Annotated in this window: 18 protein-coding genes; 7 read left to right on the top strand and 11 right to left on the bottom strand. The window is 74.2% G+C overall.

Annotation, left to right across the window (positions count from 1 at the left end):
- Positions 1–83: 83 nt before the first annotated feature.
- Positions 84–1,142 carry a PDDEXK nuclease domain-containing protein gene (locus tag CCE02nite_RS17905; protein ID WP_141390967.1) on the top strand — a complete coding sequence of 353 codons (1,059 nt, stop codon included), beginning with the start codon at positions 84–86 and terminating at the stop codon, positions 1,140–1,142.
- A 37-nt stretch (positions 1,143–1,179) separates the two neighbouring features.
- On the opposite strand, the gene CCE02nite_RS17900 is transcribed toward CCE02nite_RS17905, so the two are convergent.
- Positions 1,180–1,695, bottom strand: a complete 516-nt coding sequence (locus CCE02nite_RS17900) for a mycothiol transferase (protein ID WP_141390966.1) — start codon at positions 1,693–1,695, stop codon at positions 1,180–1,182.
- 222 nt (positions 1,696–1,917) lie between these two features.
- Between CCE02nite_RS17900 and CCE02nite_RS17895 the strand changes: the two genes are divergently transcribed.
- The 3 genes from CCE02nite_RS17895 (at position 1,918) to CCE02nite_RS17885 (ending at position 5,458) form a co-directional block, all read left to right on the top strand.
- Positions 1,918–2,634 carry a DUF2306 domain-containing protein gene (locus tag CCE02nite_RS17895; RefSeq protein ID WP_141390965.1) on the top strand — a complete coding sequence of 239 codons (717 nt, stop codon included), beginning with the start codon at positions 1,918–1,920 and terminating at the stop codon, positions 2,632–2,634.
- Positions 2,635–2,729: 95 nt separating this feature from the next.
- Positions 2,730–4,595, top strand: a complete 1,866-nt coding sequence (locus tag CCE02nite_RS17890) for a cation:proton antiporter (protein ID WP_141390964.1) — start codon at positions 2,730–2,732, stop codon at positions 4,593–4,595.
- Between the two features lie 62 nt (positions 4,596–4,657).
- The gene (locus CCE02nite_RS17885; RefSeq protein WP_141390963.1) at positions 4,658–5,458 is read left to right on the top strand and encodes a MerR family transcriptional regulator; all 801 of its coding nucleotides are present in this window, start codon (positions 4,658–4,660) and stop codon (positions 5,456–5,458) included.
- 13 nt (positions 5,459–5,471) lie between these two features.
- On the opposite strand, the gene CCE02nite_RS17880 is transcribed toward CCE02nite_RS17885, so the two are convergent.
- The 3 genes from CCE02nite_RS17880 to CCE02nite_RS20795 are packed head-to-tail and all read right to left on the bottom strand — an operon-like array spanning position 5,472 to position 7,413.
- Positions 5,472–6,203 (bottom strand): zf-HC2 domain-containing protein, encoded by a 732-nt coding sequence (locus CCE02nite_RS17880; RefSeq protein ID WP_141390962.1) that lies wholly within the window; start codon positions 6,201–6,203, stop codon positions 5,472–5,474.
- Positions 6,200–6,706 carry a sigma-70 family RNA polymerase sigma factor gene (locus CCE02nite_RS20800; protein ID WP_218027151.1) on the bottom strand — a complete coding sequence of 169 codons (507 nt, stop codon included), beginning with the start codon at positions 6,704–6,706 and terminating at the stop codon, positions 6,200–6,202. Before CCE02nite_RS20800 ends, CCE02nite_RS17880 begins: the two co-directional genes overlap by 4 nt.
- A 20-nt stretch (positions 6,707–6,726) precedes the next feature.
- Positions 6,727–7,413, bottom strand: a complete 687-nt coding sequence (locus CCE02nite_RS20795; RefSeq protein ID WP_141390961.1) for a YceI family protein — start codon at positions 7,411–7,413, stop codon at positions 6,727–6,729.
- Positions 7,414–7,585: 172 nt separating this feature from the next.
- Here CCE02nite_RS20795 and CCE02nite_RS17865 point away from each other — a divergent pair, with 172 nt between their 5' ends.
- Positions 7,586–8,164: a COG4315 family predicted lipoprotein gene (locus CCE02nite_RS17865; protein ID WP_141390960.1), complete on the top strand. Its 579-nt coding sequence runs from the start codon at positions 7,586–7,588 to the stop codon at positions 8,162–8,164.
- A 168-nt stretch (positions 8,165–8,332) separates the two neighbouring features.
- On the opposite strand, the gene CCE02nite_RS17860 is transcribed toward CCE02nite_RS17865, so the two are convergent.
- The 5 genes from CCE02nite_RS17860 to CCE02nite_RS17840 all read right to left on the bottom strand — a co-directional run bounded on the left by CCE02nite_RS17860 (position 8,333) and on the right by CCE02nite_RS17840 (position 12,721).
- Complete coding sequence (locus CCE02nite_RS17860; protein ID WP_255318948.1) at positions 8,333–8,773, bottom strand: VOC family protein; 441 nt, start codon at positions 8,771–8,773, stop codon at positions 8,333–8,335.
- The gene (locus CCE02nite_RS17855) at positions 8,749–9,531 is read right to left on the bottom strand and encodes a deoxyribonuclease IV (protein ID WP_141390959.1); all 783 of its coding nucleotides are present in this window, start codon (positions 9,529–9,531) and stop codon (positions 8,749–8,751) included. Before CCE02nite_RS17855 ends, CCE02nite_RS17860 begins: the two co-directional genes overlap by 25 nt.
- Positions 9,532–9,778: 247 nt before the next feature.
- Entirely contained in the window at positions 9,779–10,030 is a 252-nt protein-coding gene (locus CCE02nite_RS17850) for a hypothetical protein (RefSeq protein ID WP_141390958.1), read from the bottom strand.
- 251 nt (positions 10,031–10,281) lie between these two features.
- Positions 10,282–11,415, bottom strand: a complete 1,134-nt coding sequence (locus CCE02nite_RS17845; protein ID WP_141390957.1) for an RDD family protein — start codon at positions 11,413–11,415, stop codon at positions 10,282–10,284.
- 67 nt (positions 11,416–11,482) lie between these two features.
- Positions 11,483–12,721, bottom strand: a complete 1,239-nt coding sequence (locus CCE02nite_RS17840) for an MFS transporter (protein WP_141390956.1) — start codon at positions 12,719–12,721, stop codon at positions 11,483–11,485.
- A gap of 66 nt (positions 12,722–12,787) precedes the next feature.
- Between CCE02nite_RS17840 and CCE02nite_RS17835 the strand changes: the two genes are divergently transcribed.
- Entirely contained in the window at positions 12,788–13,237 is a 450-nt protein-coding gene (locus CCE02nite_RS17835; RefSeq protein WP_141390955.1) for a MerR family transcriptional regulator, read from the top strand.
- On the opposite strand, the gene CCE02nite_RS17830 is transcribed toward CCE02nite_RS17835, so the two are convergent.
- Entirely contained in the window at positions 13,216–13,641 is a 426-nt protein-coding gene (locus CCE02nite_RS17830) for a winged helix-turn-helix transcriptional regulator (protein WP_218027150.1), read from the bottom strand. The genes CCE02nite_RS17835 and CCE02nite_RS17830 overlap by 22 nt on opposite strands.
- 137 nt (positions 13,642–13,778) lie before the next feature.
- Between CCE02nite_RS17830 and CCE02nite_RS17825 the strand changes: the two genes are divergently transcribed.
- A complete protein-coding gene (locus tag CCE02nite_RS17825; RefSeq protein WP_141390953.1) occupies positions 13,779–14,651 on the top strand; it encodes an aldo/keto reductase family oxidoreductase in 873 nt (290 codons plus the stop codon).
- Here the strand turns inward: CCE02nite_RS17825 and CCE02nite_RS17820 are convergent.
- On the bottom strand, positions 14,648–15,202 hold a 555-nt coding region (locus CCE02nite_RS17820), incomplete at its 5' end, for an integrase core domain-containing protein (protein WP_141390952.1). The two genes, CCE02nite_RS17825 and CCE02nite_RS17820, sit on opposite strands and share 4 nt — an antisense overlap.

Here is a 15,202-nt window from a genome sequence, read left to right as displayed (position 1 = left end):
CCTTGACAGCGCAAAGTCGCGATGCCCTACGTTCGGCGCAGCGTGCCGGGACGCGGCGCGCACGACAGTCAGGGGGACGTGCCGTGCCGTCATCGAACGAGGGCCTCGAGCCGGCGGGATACGCCGAGCTGCTGACCGACCTCAAGGCGCGCGTGCGCGCGACGCAGCTCCGCGCCGCGCGCGCGGCGAACACCGAGGTGCTGCGGCTGTACTGGTCGATCGGCCACGAGCTCGTGGAGCGGCGTGCCCGGGACGGATGGGGGGCGAAGACCCTCGAGCGTCTGAGCGCTGACCTGCAGCGGGAGTTCCCGGACCAGCGGGGGTGGTCGACTCGAAACCTCAAGTACATGCGTGCGATGGCCGAGGCCTGGCCCGATTCCCCGTCATTTGGGCAACAGGCTGTTGCCCAACTTCCATGGGGCCACGTCACGGTGCTCCTGAGCCGTCTGAAGTCGGTCGACGACCGCGACTGGTACGCCGAGCGATCCGCGGTCGAGGGCTGGTCGCGCGGGATGCTCGAGTACCACATCAAGCTGGACCTGCGCCGCGCACTCGGCGCCGCGCCCACGAACTTCGCGGGTGTGCTCGACGCGGCGGACTCGGAGCTGGCACAGGCGATGGTCAAGGACCCCTACGTCTTCGAGCACCTCGGACTCGTCGAGAAGCGCGCCGAGCGAGACGTCGAGCAGGCGCTCATGGACCGACTCCAGGACACGATGCTCGAGCTCGGGCGCGGGATGGCGTTCGTCGGGCGGCAGGTGCGTCTGACCGTCCCCGACGACGAGAGCGACGCCGTCGACGAGTTCTACGTCGACCTGCTGTTCTTCCACGTCGAGCAGCTGCGCTACGTCGTCGTCGAGCTGAAGGTCGGGAAGTTCGAGCCTGCCCACCTCGGTCAGCTCGGGACCTACGTCGCGATCGTCGACGACCAGTACCGCCGGCACGAGATCCACGCCCCGACCGTCGGGATCCTGCTCTGCACGGGCCGGAGCGGCGCCGTCGTGCGCTACTCGCTGGCCAGCACGAACGCGCCCGTCGCGGTCGCGGACCTGCAGGGACTGCCCGACGAGGCGCGCGGGGCGCTGCCCAGCGTGGCGGAGCTCCAGGCGGTGGTCGCGGACGAGCTCGAGCAGCGCTCGTGAACGGGACCCCCGGGCGCGTACCCGTCCGGACGCGTCGTCAGGCGCGACCGGTGCGCTCGAGGACGCCGCGCACGTAGGCGGCCTGGCCCGCGTGCTGGAGGCTGTCCACCGCGACGCTCACGAGCCGGACCCCCAGAGTGACCGGCGGGTCCCACGTCTCGTCGACGACGCGGTCGAGGTCCTCGTCGGTCAGCGCGGCGAGCACGTCCTGGGACTCGACCTGGACCGCGTGCACGTAGCCGAGCAGGAGGTCGTCGCTCGCCCGGACGCGGGCGACGTCCTGGGCCGACTGCCCGTAGCCCGTCGCCCGGTCGTCGAACGGCAGGTCGAACCGGCGCGCCCAGCCGTCGCGCGACCACACCTGCTCCCGCCCGACGGCGGCGGTGACCTGCGCGTCCTGGCCCCGGGCGAGGTGCCACGCGAGCCAGGCGATCGTGTTGGCGCCGCGGTCGAGCCGCGCGGCGAGGGCGTCCTCCCCGAGCCCGTCGACGGCGCGCGTCGCGGTCGGTCCGATCCGGCCGAACAGGTCCTCCAGCACCGTGCGCGCGTCCACGTCTCTCCCTCTCGTCGTCGGCCACCGTCCCCAGCAGCCTCCGACGACCCGCGCGCGGTCGCGACCCGAGCGGCACCCGGCCGAGGGCGCCGCCGCCCGCCCACGCCGCGAGTCCGTGCTCGCCGTGCCCGTGCGCGCGACCTCCGCTCAGGGAGCGGTCAGGGCCACGAACCCGGGCGTTCCCGGATCCGTCGGGACGAGCCGACGTGGTTCGGTGCCGTCGTGACCGCCACCCGGCCCGTCCGCCCCGCGCACGTCGCCCGTCGCACCCGCGGCGCGCGCACCGCCGTCGCGGCGCTGACGCTCACGTCGCTCGCCGTCGCCGCGTTCGCCGTCCTGCCGTACCTCACCGCGTCCCTCCCCGCGCTGGCCCGCGACGACGTCGGGCTCGCCGCCGCGTACGCCGGGGCGCCCGGGTTCGTGCTCGGCGCGTTCTACGCCCACGTCGTCGCGGGCGGGGTCGCGCTCGTGTGCGCCCCGTTCCAGCTCTGGGCCGGGCTGCGCCGCCGGCATCCGGGCGCGCACCGCTGGACGGGCCGCGTCTACGTCGCGGCCGTCGCGGTCGGCGGCGCTGCCGGGCTCGTCCTCGTCCCGGTCAACCAGGCCGGTCTCGTCGGGACGCTCGGCTTCGGGACGCTCGCCGTCCTGTGGCTGTGGACGACGTGGCGCGGCTACCGCGCGGTCCGCGGCGGCGACGTGGCCGCGCACCAGGACTGGATGACGCGCAGCTTCGCGCTCACCTACGCCGGCGTGACGCTGCGGCTGTGGACGACCGCGCTCGTCGTCGCCCAGGCGCTCGCCCTCGGCGACACGGTCGGCCCCGACGTCGCCTTCGAGCGCGCGTACGCACTCGCGCCGTTCCTCTCCTGGGTGCCCAACCTCGTCGTCGCGGAGCTGCTCGTCCGGCGGAGGCGAGATCGGAGGACCCGTGCGGCCTGACGACGCTCACCGCGGTCCGACGGTGGTCCGGGCGGTTAGCGTTGTCCCGTCCCCGCGCGCCGAGCCGCGCGCTGCCGCGGCCGCCGGAGGAGCCGATGGAGTTCCCGTTCAGCCTCACCGAGGAGCAGATCCTCTCCCTCATCGTCGTGGGCACCCTCGCGGTCGTCGCGATCGTCGGCGTGAACATCCTCGCGCCCAAGGCGGGCGTCGCCGCGCCGCTCGTCCTCGTCGCGGTCGGCGTCGCGGTGAGCTTCGTCCCCGCCGTGCCGGAGATCGAGTTCGAGCCCGAGTGGATCCTCGCGGGCATCCTGCCGCCGCTCCTCTACTCGGCCGCGGTGGGCCTGCCGACGATGGACTTCCGGCGCGACTTCACCGCGATCAGCGGGCTCTCGGTCGTGCTCGTCCTGCTCAGCACGGTGCTGCTCGGGTACCTCTTCACGTGGCTGATCCCCGGCATCCCGCTCGCGGCCGGCTTCGCGCTCGGCGCGATCGTCAGCCCGACGGACGCCGTCGCGACGTCGATCGTCAAACGGCTCGGGGCGTCGCCCCGCGTCGTCACCCTGCTCGAGGGCGAGAGCCTGCTCAACGACGCCTCGGCGCTCGTGCTCCTGCGGTCGGCGATCGCCGCCATCGCGCTCACGGTGGCCAGCGACGGAGCGGCCCCCGCGTTCTCGCTGTGGGCGGTCGCGGGCGACTTCGTCTTCGCCGTGGTCGTCGCGGTGCTCGTGGGGTCCCTCGTCGGGTTCCTCGGCCTCACGGTCCGGCGCCGGCTCGCCAACCCGGCGCTGAGCACCGCCGTCTCGTTCGTCGTCCCCTTCATCGCGTACCTCCCCACGGAGGAGCTCGGCGCGTCGGGCCTCGTCGCGGTCGTGACGGCCGGGCTCGTCACCGGCAACGGTGCCGCCAAGTACCTGCGGCCGCAGCACCGCCTCGCCGAGGAGTCGAACTGGCGCACCGTCGAGCTCCTTCTCGAGGGCACGGTCTTCCTCCTCATGGGCCTCGAGCTGTTCGCCCTCGTCACGGACGTGCAGGAGGCGCACGGAAGCCTGTGGCGGGCCGTCGGCATCGCGGCGCTCGCCGCGGTCGTCATCCTGGTCGTGCGGTCGGCCTACGTGGCCACGCTCCTGCGCTCGCTCGCGCGGCGGGCCCGCCGGGGCGAGTCGATGCGCGGCGTCATCGCGGGCATGCAGGAGAAGCTCGACGCGCGCTTCGCGGCCGACGGGACGCCCGTCGCGTCCGCCGTGGGAGAGAAGCCGGCGCTCGGGACCCCGGAGCGTCGTGGCGCCGAGATGGTCGCCAAGGCGCCCCCGGAGCGGGTAGGCCGCCTGCGGACGTCGCTGCGCCGCCGCGCGGCCGACATCGACTACCTCACGGCGGAGCCGCTGGGGTGGCGCGAGGGCACGCTCCTCGTCTGGGCCGGGATGCGCGGCGTCGTGACGCTGGCCGCGGCACAGACCCTGCCGACCGACACGCCGCAGCGGTCGTTCCTCGTGCTCGTCGCGTTCGGCGTCGCCGCGGGCACGCTCGTCGTCCAGGGCGGCACGCTGCCGTGGGTCGTCCGCCGCCTGGGGCTGGCCGGCGGGTCGTCCCGGGCCGACGAGGACCGCGGCGCGGTCCGCGTCGAGCTCGACGCCGCCGCCGTGGCCGTCATCGACGCGCCCGACCTGCGCCGGTCCGACGGGAGCACGTACGACGGCGACGTCGTCGCCCGCGTGCGCCGCGACGTCGTGCGCGAGCTGGAGAACCGCGACACCGACGCCGCGACGTCGGCCGAGCTGTTCGCCCAGTACAAGGAGCTGCGCCTGCGCGCGATCGCCGCGCAGCGCGTCGCGCTGCTCGCCGCGCGGACCTCCGGCGCGTACAGCTCCCAGGCGTTGCGGCACGCGCTCGACCTGCTGGACGCCGAGCAGATCGACCTCGAGCTGCGCCGCGGCCCCTACGTCCCGGGCGACGAGGACTGACCGGCCGGGCCGCGCGCCTGGCGCTTGCGCCTTCCCCAGGGGAAGGACCTAGCGTCGCGAGCATGGACGAGCACACGACGGGACAGGTGGCCCGAGCGACGGGGCTGAGCGAGAAGGCGGTCCGCCTGTACGCGGACCGGGGGCTGCTCGCCGCCCGGCGGGACACGGACGACGGGCCGCGCCTGTTCGACGACGGCCAGCTGGCGCGGGCCCGCCTGGTGCGGCTCCTGCGGGGCGTCGACCTGTCCCTCGCCGAGGTCGGGGAGGTGCTCGGCGCACCGGACGCCGTCGCGGCCTTCGACACGGTGTGGGGCGCGCGGCGGTCCTCCGTCCCGGGGTCGCTCGCGGCCGGGGAGTACGTCCGGTCCGTGCTCGCCGGGGCGCCGCGCCTCGACGTCGAGGTACGCCGACGGCGGGTCGCGGAACGGCTCGTGCTCGGCACGGTGCGCCGCGCGACCCTCGAGGATCTCCCGCGCGTGCTCCCGGAGGCGACCGCGACCGTGTTCGACGTCCTGCGCACGGCCGACGTGCCCCTCGCCGGGCACCCGTACGTCGAGTACCACGAGCGCGCCACCGAGGGGTTCGCCGCGCGCGTCACCGTGCAGGTCCCCGTGGCCGAGGCCGTACGGCCACCCCAGGGGTTCGTCCTCACCACCGACGGCCCGCACGACGAGGCGTACGTCGCGCTGACCGCCGCGGAGGCGGACGACCAGGCCCGGCTCGTCCTGATCCACGACCACCTGTCGTCGGGGCACGCGCTCGCCGAGGGCGCGCCCGCAGGGGACAACCGGGAGATCTACCTCCCCACGTGGGCGGCGCGCGGCCCCGGCCCGGTCGTCGAGGTCGCGGTGCCGGTGGCCTGACCCGGCCTCGGGTTCAGACGTCGGCTGCGGCCAGCGCGCCGTCGACCCCCACGACGCCGAGCTCGAGGCGCGCGATCCCGTCGACCGGGACGGCGGACGACGCGCCGAGCCCGTCGGAGCTCCCCGCCTTCGTGGACGACCACGTGGCGACGACCTCGCGGGCGCCGGCATCGTCCACGAGGACGAGCTGGTACGTCGCGCCGTCCTCCCACTCCCCGACGGGGTACGAGCACGACCAGTCGAGGCGCGTGCCCCACGCGGCCGAGGTGAGCGTGAGGTCGGCGCGCACGTCCGCAGCCCCGACCGGCTCCAGCGCGACCTCCGTCGTCCCGGCCGCGACCGGCGGCGGTGCGTCGTCCGGACGCGTGACGGCCACGCCGCCCGCGACGCCCGCCATGACCAGCCCGACGGCGGCCGCCCCGAGCAGCGCCCGGCGTCGGGCCTGACGGCGCCGCGCCCCGGCCGCGACGACCGCGAGCGGGACGACGACGCCGTCGTCGGAGGCGTCCCGGGCGTCGTCCCGGACGTTCGCGTCCGTCGTGCCGTCGACGAGCGCGTCGGCGTGCTCCGCGGTGAGCATGCCGAGGATCCCGGGCATGCCCGCGAGCTCGCCGACGGCCTCGCGGCACGCGGGGCACGTGGCCAGGTGCTGCTCGAACGCGCGGCGGTCGCGCGGGCTCAGCGCACCCAGGACGTACGCCGCGTCCCACTCGCGGTACGGGTCCGGGGGAGGGGTGGCGGTCATGACGAGACTCCCTTCTCCTGCAGCGCGAGCCTCAGCGCGCGGAGCGCGTAGTGCATGCGGGACTTGACCGTCCCGGGCGGGACGCCGTGCGCCGACGCCATCTCGGCCACGGAACGCCCGTGGTAGTACGCGTCGACGACGACCGCCCGGTGCTCGGGCGAGAGCGACACGAGCGCGTCCGCGACGAGCCACGCGTCGAGCACGGCCTGGGTCGCGTCCGCCTCGCCGTGGTCGGGCACGTCGGCGCTCGCGAGCTCGCGCCGGTGGTGCGCGCTGCGCAGCTCGTCGACGACGAGGTTGCGCGCGACCGTGAAGAGCCACGCGCGCACCGAGCCCTCCGGGCGCTCGAGCACCTCCGGGTGGCGCCACGCGCGCAGCAGCGTCTCCTGGACCACGTCCTGCGCCTGCGCCGGGTCGTCGGTGAGGCGCGCGACGTAGCGCTCCAGCGCGGGACCGTGCGCGGCGTGGACCGCCCGCAGCAGGTCGTCGGCGTCGGAGCGCACGCGCGGCACCTCCCCGTCCGTCACGACCCGGACGCCGGCACGAGGTCGAGGCCGAACTCGACGCTGCCCGCGTCGTCGACCGTGACGAACCCGAGGCTCGGCGCCTCGACGTCGAAGTCGGAGAACGTGATCGGCACGCTGCCGACCACCTGGACGCCGTCGGCGGTCGGCCCGACCTGCGCCTCGACCGTGACGGCCTGCGTCACGCCGTGGATCGTCATGTCGCCCGCGAGCTCGACGTCCGCCGAGCCGGCGGGCAGCTCGACGGGGGACGTGAGCGCGAACGTCGCGGTCGGGTACGTCCCGACCTCGAGCGCGTCGCCCCGGAAGTACGCGTCGCGCGGCGGCTCGTCGGTCGCGACGCTCGCCATGTCGACCTCGATCGTCGCCTCCGTGAGCGTGCCGTCGGCGACGGTGAACGACCCGGTGACCTCGTCGGTCCGGCCGGTCACCGTGACGTCCTCGCCCTGGAGCACCTCGTGGACGCGATACCCGGCGTACGAGCCGTCGGCCACCGTCCAGTCGCCCGCGAGGCTCGCCGGGTCGAGCGCGCCCGCGTCGCCCGACGACGCGTCGAGCGTCGGCTCCTCGGCCGCCGCGCGGTTGTTCCAGTCCGCGTACAGGCCGGGGCCGAACGCGACCACCGCACCGCCCAGCACCACGACGCCGACCCCGACCCCCACCAGCACCTTCGTCCTCCTGCGCACGTCCGCTCCTCCCGATCATCCTCCGTCGACCCCGTCACCCAGGGAGACGAGACAGCCTCCCGATCGGTTCAGCCGGGTTTGCCCAGCCGCCCGATGAACCGCACGGCCAGCCGCGCCGTCGTGAGAGTAGGGGCCGTGCTCGCGACCCCGACCGTCCTCTCGAGGAGCCGACATGCGACGCACCCTGACCATCACCGCCCCGGCCCGGACCGTCCGGGCCGCCCCCGCCGTCGTGCTCGTCGCCGCGCTGGTCGGCGTGCTCGGCGGGTGCTCCGGCGGCGGAGGCGGCCTCTACGGCGGAGGCGGGAGCAACCCGTCCACGGACTCCGGCACGGCGAGCGACGACGCGACCGGCGACGGCACGGGATCCGCGCCGGCCCTCGGGACGGCAGACTCCTCGCTCGGCACCATCGTGGTCGACGGGCAGGAGATGACCGTCTACTACTACGACAAGGACACGAAGGGCTCCGGGACGAGCGCGTGCGAGGGCGAGTGCGCCGCGGCCTGGCCCGCCGTCCACGCGGCGAGCGCGGAGCCCGACGTCGAGGGCGTCACGGCCGAGGTCGGCACGATCACCGGGGTCGACGGCGAGCTCCAGGTCACCGTCGACGGCCGTCCGGTCTACACGTACGCGGCCGACACCGGCCCCGGCGACGTCACGGGCCAAGGGGTGAACGGCGTCTGGCACGTCGTCGCGCCGGACGGCACCGAGGTCATGGACGCGGCTCCCGCAGCCGGGTCGGGCTACTGACCGCCCGGCCCGGGTCCCGGCGCGACGAGCGTGCCGCGGACCCACGGGTCCTCGACGGGGTTGAGGTCGATGCGCCGTGCGGGCCACCGAGGACGGGCGCATGGCTCCCGGGTCGGCGGGGCTTGGGCGCCGGCTCGTCCAGACTCGGTCAGCGGAACCGGCGTCGTCTCACGGGTGGTCGAGCGGCGGGGCGCACAGGCAGAAGGGATGACCCTCGGGGTCGGCGTAGACGCGGAACGGGTCCTCGGGATGACCCTCTTCCTCGGGCGTGCCGGTCAGCGGTCGTGCGCCGCACGCGAGCGCGTGCTCGTGGGCGGCATCGAGGTCCGGCACCCAGAGGTCCACGTGCACGCGTGCGCCGCCGGGCCACGGTGTGACGAGCGCGTCGGACCGCTGGAACGCCAGTCGTGACGTGCTTCCGGGGACCTCGAGCATGAGCCAGCGGTCGCCCTCGGGGTCGGGCACCTCGTGTCCCGGCCAGTAGGTCCACCCGGTGAGCCGCCGGTAGAACTCCGCGAGCGCGCGGGGGTCGCCCGTGTCGATCGTCGTGTTGTGCAGCCGCATCGGCCGCGGGTCCGCCACGGTCAGCCGAGCTGCTCGCGCAGCCACGCGACGTCGGTGGGGACGTCCGCGTGCGTCTCGCAGACGACCGACGTCCCGGCCGCCCGGACGACGCCGAGCAGGAGCTCGGGGTCGATCGTGCCCGCCGTGAGGCCGGCGTGACGGTCGGCGCCCGACCCCGCGGTGTCACGGCTGTTGTTGAGGTGCACGAGGTCGATGCGGCCGGTGATCGCGCGGACCTGCTCGACCGCCGTCGTGAGGTCGATGCCGCCCGCCCATGCGTGGCACGTGTCGAGGCAGAAGCCGACGTCGTCCGCGCCGTCGGCCTGCTGGATCGCCGCCCACAGCCCCTCGATGCGCTCGAGGCGCCGGGCCATGGAGAAGTCACCACCTGCGGTGTTCTCGACGAAGACGGTGACGTCGGTCTGGAGCGCGTCGATCGCCTTGCGCCAGTTGTCGAACCCCTTCTCCGGGTCCTCCTTGGCCGTGACGTGGCCGCCGTGCACCACGACGCCCGTCGCGCCGACCGCTGCCGCGCCGTCGACGATCTGCTGGAGCAGCTTGCGGCTCGGGATGCGGATGCGGTTGTTGGGGCTCGCGACGTTGATGACGTACGGCGCGTGCACGACGAGCTCGAGGTCCGCCTCCGCGGCCGCGGCCTTCAGCGCCTCTGCCCCGCCGGGGAAGGTGAACTCAGGTCCCTTCCAGGACTGGGGGTCGCCGAGGAAGATCTGGGCGACGTCCGCGCCGATGCTCGCTGCCTGCGCGACGACGTCCGACTGGTCGAGGTGGGCTCCGATCCGCATGGGGACCAACCTACGCGTCGCCGCCCACGACGAGGGCGTCGACGTCGGCGAGCCTGGGCACGCGAGAGGTGGATCCGCGCTGCACGGGGACGTCCGGGCCGACCGGCACGACGAGCGCGGTGGTGGCGGCGTCCAGGTTCGCCGAGGGTTCGTCGGCGAGGAGGAGCTCCTTGCCCGACGGAGGGCGCGCGCGAGACCGAGGGTCGTGCGGACAACCCGGTGGAGCGTCACCGCGACGACGCGTTCCTCACCACCCGTTGGCGCTGCGGCGGATGACGTCGCGGCGCAGGTCCAGCAGCGCGGCGCGGGCGCGACGGCGACGGTCGGCCGGGTCCACGGTCAGCTCGTCGCCGGGGTTCGCCCGACGCTGCGGCTCGTCGCGCGAGTCGAGGTCCAGGGCCACGCCGTGGTCGACCGGGCGGCGCGTCGCCGTCGTGGTGGACCTCGCGTCGGAGGTCGTGGCCGACGGGGCGGAGAAGAGCGGGCGGTTGTCCGGCACGGTGGCCTCCTCGGACGCGGCCGCACGGGCGGTCGCGGATCGGGACGGATGCTGGTGCGCCGGGCTCGGGGCCCGGCGCACCCCCATCGTGCGACCGCGACGTTTCCCCCGGTCGTCCGAGGCGTTTCGGCAGTGTTGCAGCCGGTCCGCCGCTCCATGAGACGCCCGCCCCGGCGTCGAACACGACATGAGGGTCGCTATCCGGCGGATAACGACCCTCATGTCGTGCTCGACGCGGGGTGGGGGCGTGGTCAGGACGCGCCACGACCTCCGCACGAGGCGACCGTCTCGCCCTCGACCTCGACCGAGGCCTCCCAGCTCCACGCCGCCGGGAGCGCGGCGACGGTCGCCGCGGGGACGTGGATCCCGTCGAGGCCCGAGCCGGCGGGCGTCGGCGGGACGACCTCCCATTCGCTGCCGCCGTCCGCGTGCTGCTCGACCCGGAACGGCGACTCGAACGTGGCGACGTCGTCGCCCTGCCACGTCTCGAGGCGCAGGACGAGCGTGGCGTCGAGAGGCTGGTCGAGCGTGGCGTCCAGGTCGAGGTCGACCGCGAACGACGCGTCGAGGCCCGTCTCGTCCCCGGCCTCGTCGGGGAGCGGGATCGTCCGGGTCACGCCCCACCGGCTCTCGGTCCCCGGCGTCGACCAGCCGACGACCTGCACGTCGCCGACGGTCAGCGGGGACTCGTCCGACACCTCCGGTGTGCACGTCGCCGTCCACACGTCCCCGCCGGTGTACGAGGCCGGGCCGAGGACGAAGACGGCGCTCCCCACGGACAGGACCGTCGCCGCGGCGGTGACGGTGCGCGACGGCGTCGGGCCGCCCAGGCCGGTGCCTGGGCCGAGGAACGGCACGGGCGGGCGGACCTGGCGCAGCACGACCGTGCTGCACACCGAGTCGGCGAACGTCCGGCGCTGCGCGTGCCACAGCGGACGGAGGAAGCCGATGTACAGGATCGCGTCGAGGAGGTGGGCCACGTGGCGCAGGACGGTGCGGATCAGCCCGGCGGGTCGCCCGGTCGTGGCGTGCACGACGACGATCCCGACCGTCCGCTTGCCGGGTGTCGCTCCGGTCCAGCCCTGGAGGGCGAAGAGCGCGGCCGCGGTGCCGAGCGCCCACCACGTGCCGCCGGGGACCACGGTGCTCGTGGTCACGCCGAAGCTGATCCCTGGGAGCCAGGCCACCTCGTAGGCGGGCCCGACCGCGAGGAACAGCACCGTCGCGACGATCGCCGTGTCGAGCAGCGACGCGACGACGCGGCGGGACCAGCTCGCGTACTCCTCGCGCGTCGGCTCCGGTCCGAGTCCGGGAAGGGTGGGCTCGAGGTCTCCGGCTCCGACGGCGTGCGTCGGCCCCCTGCCGGTCGGGGCGTCGATGGCCACGCGCCGATCCTGGCAGAGACCCCGCCCGGCGGGAAGCCCGCCCGGTCCCGCCGAGCGGCGGAGCGGGTCAGCGGAAGGAGTGCCGCCGGCCCATGACGACGGTCGCCAGGACCGGGACCATGAGCGCGAGCGAGACCCACGGCAGGCTTGCCGGGCCGGCGACGGCGAGCGCCGCCCCGCCGACGGCGCCGCCGAGCGCGACGGACGTGTTCCACACGGTGACGAGCGCGGACTGCGCGACGTCGGCGCCGTCGCCCGCGGCCCGGGCTGCGGCGGTCGTGTAGAGGGTGCCGGCCCCGCCGAACGCGAAGCCCCAGGCGGCGACGGCGACCACGACGACGACCGTCGACGTCGGCGCGAGGCCGAGCACCAGCATCGCGAGGGCGAAGACGACGACCGACCCCAGGGTGAGGGCGCGCAGGCGGTGGTCGATGAGCGCCCCGACGAGCACGAGCGCCCCGGCGGAGGCCGCGCCGAGGACGAGGAGCAGCGTGCTGGTCCGCGAGCCCTGGTCGAGGTGCGCGAGCTGGACCGCGACGTAGGTGTAGAGCGACGTGTTGGCGAGCACGTTGAGGCCGGTGACCAGCAGCACGGGCCGCAGCCCGGGGCGGGGGAGCACCGCGCGGATCGCGAGCTGGGCGCCGCGCGGGGTGCCCGCGGCGGTGGGGACACCGAGCCGGACCCCCGCGAGCAGGCCGAGCCCGACGAGCGAGAGGACGCCGAACGTCCAGCGCCAGCCGACCGCCGCGCCGAGCACCGCGCCCGCGGGCACGCCGAGCGTGAGGGCGAGCGGGCCGCCGGCCATGGCGATCGTCATGGCCCGCCCGACCCGGTCGGCGGGCACGATCCGGCGCACGTACCCGGGCAGGAGCGCCCACGTGAGGCCCGCGACGAGCCCCGCGGCGAACCGGGCGACGAGCGTCAGCGCGAACGACGACGACACCGCGGTGACGGTGTTCGCGACCACGAACCCCGCGACCGTCACGAGGAGCAGCGTGCGACGGTCCCACCGCGCCGTGGCACGCGTGAGCGGGATCGCGGCGACGATCGCACCGACCGCGAACGCCGTGACGGTCTGCCCGGCGGCGCCGGCTCCGACGCCGAGGTCGGCGGCCATGGCGGGCAGCACGCCCGCGGGGAGGATCTCGGTGAGGAGCGTGAGGAACCCCGACGCCGCGAGCGCGAGGAGCGCGCCGACCGGCAGCGCGCCCGGGCTGCGGGCGCCGGATGCGGTGAGAGGGGCGCCGCCCGCCGCGGTGCCGGGGTCCGGGACGGTGACGGTGGTGGGTGTGCTCGTCGTGGACATGGGGTTAGCATCGATGTCTGACATTGATGTGAAGGTCAAGCGACGCGACCAGGTGAGGTGTATCACGTGCGGATCGGCGAGCTGTCCCGGCGCACCGGGACCCCGACACGACTCCTGCGGTACTACGAGGAGCAGGGGCTGTTCACGCCCGGACGGGCCGAGAACGGCTACCGCGAGTACGGCGAGCACCTGGTCGACCGCGTGCTCCAGATCCGCGGCCTGCTCGAGGTCGGCTTCACGACGAAGATCATCAAGGAGTTCCTGCCCTGCCTCGGCAACGCCCCCGAGATCCACCTGCACAACGCGTACCCGGACAAGATCGAGCTCCTCGAGACAGAGCTCGGACGTCTGGAGGACCGCATCCGCATCCTCGAGAAGAACCGCGACGCCATCGCCGACTACCTGGAGCGCATCCGCCCGTTCGCCCAGCGCCCTGAGGACCGCCACCCGGCACGGTCCGCCACGACCGCACCGGCCGCCTCGGGGAGCCCGCGTCACGCCATGCGGTTGTCGTAGTCCTCGCGGCTGGCGGACACGTCGTCCATGTGGTCCTGCGCCCAGGACTTGAGGGCACGCATCGTGTGCTGGAGGGAGACCCCGAGCTCGGTCAGCTCGTAGGAGACGGTGACCGGCACGGTCGCGATCACGGTACGGGTCACCAGGCCGTCGCGCTCCAGCGAACGCAACGTCTGGGTGAGCATCTTCTGGCTGACTCCGGCCAGTCGGCGGGAGAGCTCCGAGAAGCGCATCGACCGGGCTTCGGCGTCAGGCCCGGAGCAGGCGTCGCCCAACGCCGCGAGGACCAGGGTGACCCACTTGTTGGAGAGCCGGTCGAGCAGCTGGCGGCTCGGGCATGCCGCCAAGAAGGCGTCGTACTCGGCCTTCGCGTGGACGCGTTGCTGAGCAGCGGTCATCGTCATGATCGTTCCTCCTCGCGACGCCGAGGTGCCTTACGCACTTTCGGGTGCCTACTTCCGTCTAGAAACCACTCCTTGCATCCTGGCATGCCGAGCGCTCGCACGACGAGCACTCCGACCTCGAACCGAAAGGAAGCACCTTGAGCACCGTCTCGACCACGCTCCCCGGCGGCACGTGGACCCTGGGCGACCTGCCCGTCACCCGCTTCGGATACGGCGCGATGCAGCTCGCCGGCCCTTGGGTGATGGGTCCCCCCGCCGACCACGACGGCGCGCTGGCAGTCCTGCGTGAGGCTGCCGACCTCGGAATCACTCACATCGACACGAGCGACGCCTACGGTCCGCGGGTCACCAACGAGCTGATCCGCGAGGCGCTGCACCCCTACGCCGAATCGCTGAACATCGTCACCAAGGTCGGCGCCGACCGCGACGCCCAGGGCGGCTGGCCCACTGCCCGACGGCCCGAGGACCTGCGGAGGCAGGTCCAGGAGAACCTCGCGTCCCTCGGGCTGGACGCGCTCGGCGTGGTCAACCTGCGACTGGGCGACGCCCGAGGCACCGTTCAGGAGCCGATCGCCGAGGCCTTCGCGTCCCTCGTCGACATGCAGCAGCAGGGCCTGATCCGCCACCTCGGGGTCAGCAACGCCACCCCGGAGCAGGTCCGCGAGGCGCGGTCGATCGCCCCGATCGTGTGCGTGCAGAACATGTACAACCTCGCCGTGCGGCACGACGACGACCTGATCGACGAGCTGGCGCGCGACGGCATCGCCTACGTGCCGTTCTTCCCCCTCGGGGGATTCACGCCCCTGCAGTCCTCAGCCCTCTCCGCGGTGGCGGAACGGCTGCACTCCACCCCGATGGCCGTGGCGCTGAGCTGGCTGCTCCAGCGTTCGCCCAACATCCTGCTCATCCCGGGCACCAAGTCGGTCGCACACCTGCGCGAGAACATCGCCGGCGCCGCCCTCACCCTCTCCGCGGCGGACCTCGCCGAGCTCGACCAGATCGGACGCTAGGTGTACTGACCGGACAGGTTGGTCAATCGGGTGATCGGTGGCTTGTTCCCGCAGGCGGTGTGGGGGCGGTGGTGGTTGTACTCGTGGATCCATGCTGCCAGGGCAGCGCGTCGTTCGGTCTCTGAGGTGTAGGCGCGGGCGTAGCCCCAGCCGTCGGCGAGGGTGCGGTGGAAGCGTTCGATCTTGCCGTTCGTCTGGGGCCGGTAGGGGCGGGTCCGGGTGTGCGTGATCTCGAGTTCGGCGCAGGTCTCGCGCCACAGGTGTGAGCGGTAGGGCGAGCCGTTGTCCGACAAGACTCGTTGGGTGGTGATGCCGCGGGCGGCGAACCAGGTCGCGGCCCGGCGCAGGACGGCGGTCGCAGTGACGGCGGTCTCGTCGTCGTGGACCTCGGCATAGGCGACCCTGGAGTGGTCGTCGATCACGGTGTGTACGAACGCGTGCCCCATCTTCGGATGGCTGTAGGCATTCTTGGGGTTGCCGGGCGTTGCCGCTCGGTGGCGTCTGCCCTGGGGGCGGCCTACAAACCGCCACCCGCCGCCGTCGGGGATGTT

Source organism: Cellulosimicrobium cellulans (assembly GCF_006539945.1).
Classification (GTDB): Bacteria; Actinomycetota; Actinomycetes; order Actinomycetales; family Cellulomonadaceae; genus Cellulosimicrobium; species Cellulosimicrobium cellulans.
The sequence above is the reverse complement of the archived record's forward strand: the minus strand, read 5'-3'. Positions and strand labels throughout refer to the sequence as shown.

What these genes read in the sequence shown, in the direction of transcription:
- CCE02nite_RS17890 (WP_141390964.1), top strand. Translation starts at nt 2,730, where the DNA reads ATGGAGTTCCCGTTCAGCCTCACCGAGGAGCAGATCCTCTCCCTCATC.
- CCE02nite_RS17885 (WP_141390963.1), top strand. Translation starts at nt 4,658, where the DNA reads ATGGACGAGCACACGACGGGACAGGTGGCCCGAGCGACGGGGCTGAGC.
- CCE02nite_RS17880 (WP_141390962.1), bottom strand. Translation starts at nt 6,203, where the DNA reads ATGACCGCCACCCCTCCCCCGGACCCGTACCGCGAGTGGGACGCGGCG.
- CCE02nite_RS17865 (WP_141390960.1), top strand. Translation starts at nt 7,586, where the DNA reads ATGCGACGCACCCTGACCATCACCGCCCCGGCCCGGACCGTCCGGGCC.
- CCE02nite_RS17855 (WP_141390959.1), bottom strand. Translation starts at nt 9,531, where the DNA reads ATGCGGATCGGAGCCCACCTCGACCAGTCGGACGTCGTCGCGCAGGCA.
- CCE02nite_RS17840 (WP_141390956.1), bottom strand. Translation starts at nt 12,721, where the DNA reads ATGTCCACGACGAGCACACCCACCACCGTCACCGTCCCGGACCCCGGC.
- CCE02nite_RS17830 (WP_218027150.1), bottom strand. Translation starts at nt 13,641, where the DNA reads ATGACGATGACCGCTGCTCAGCAACGCGTCCACGCGAAGGCCGAGTAC.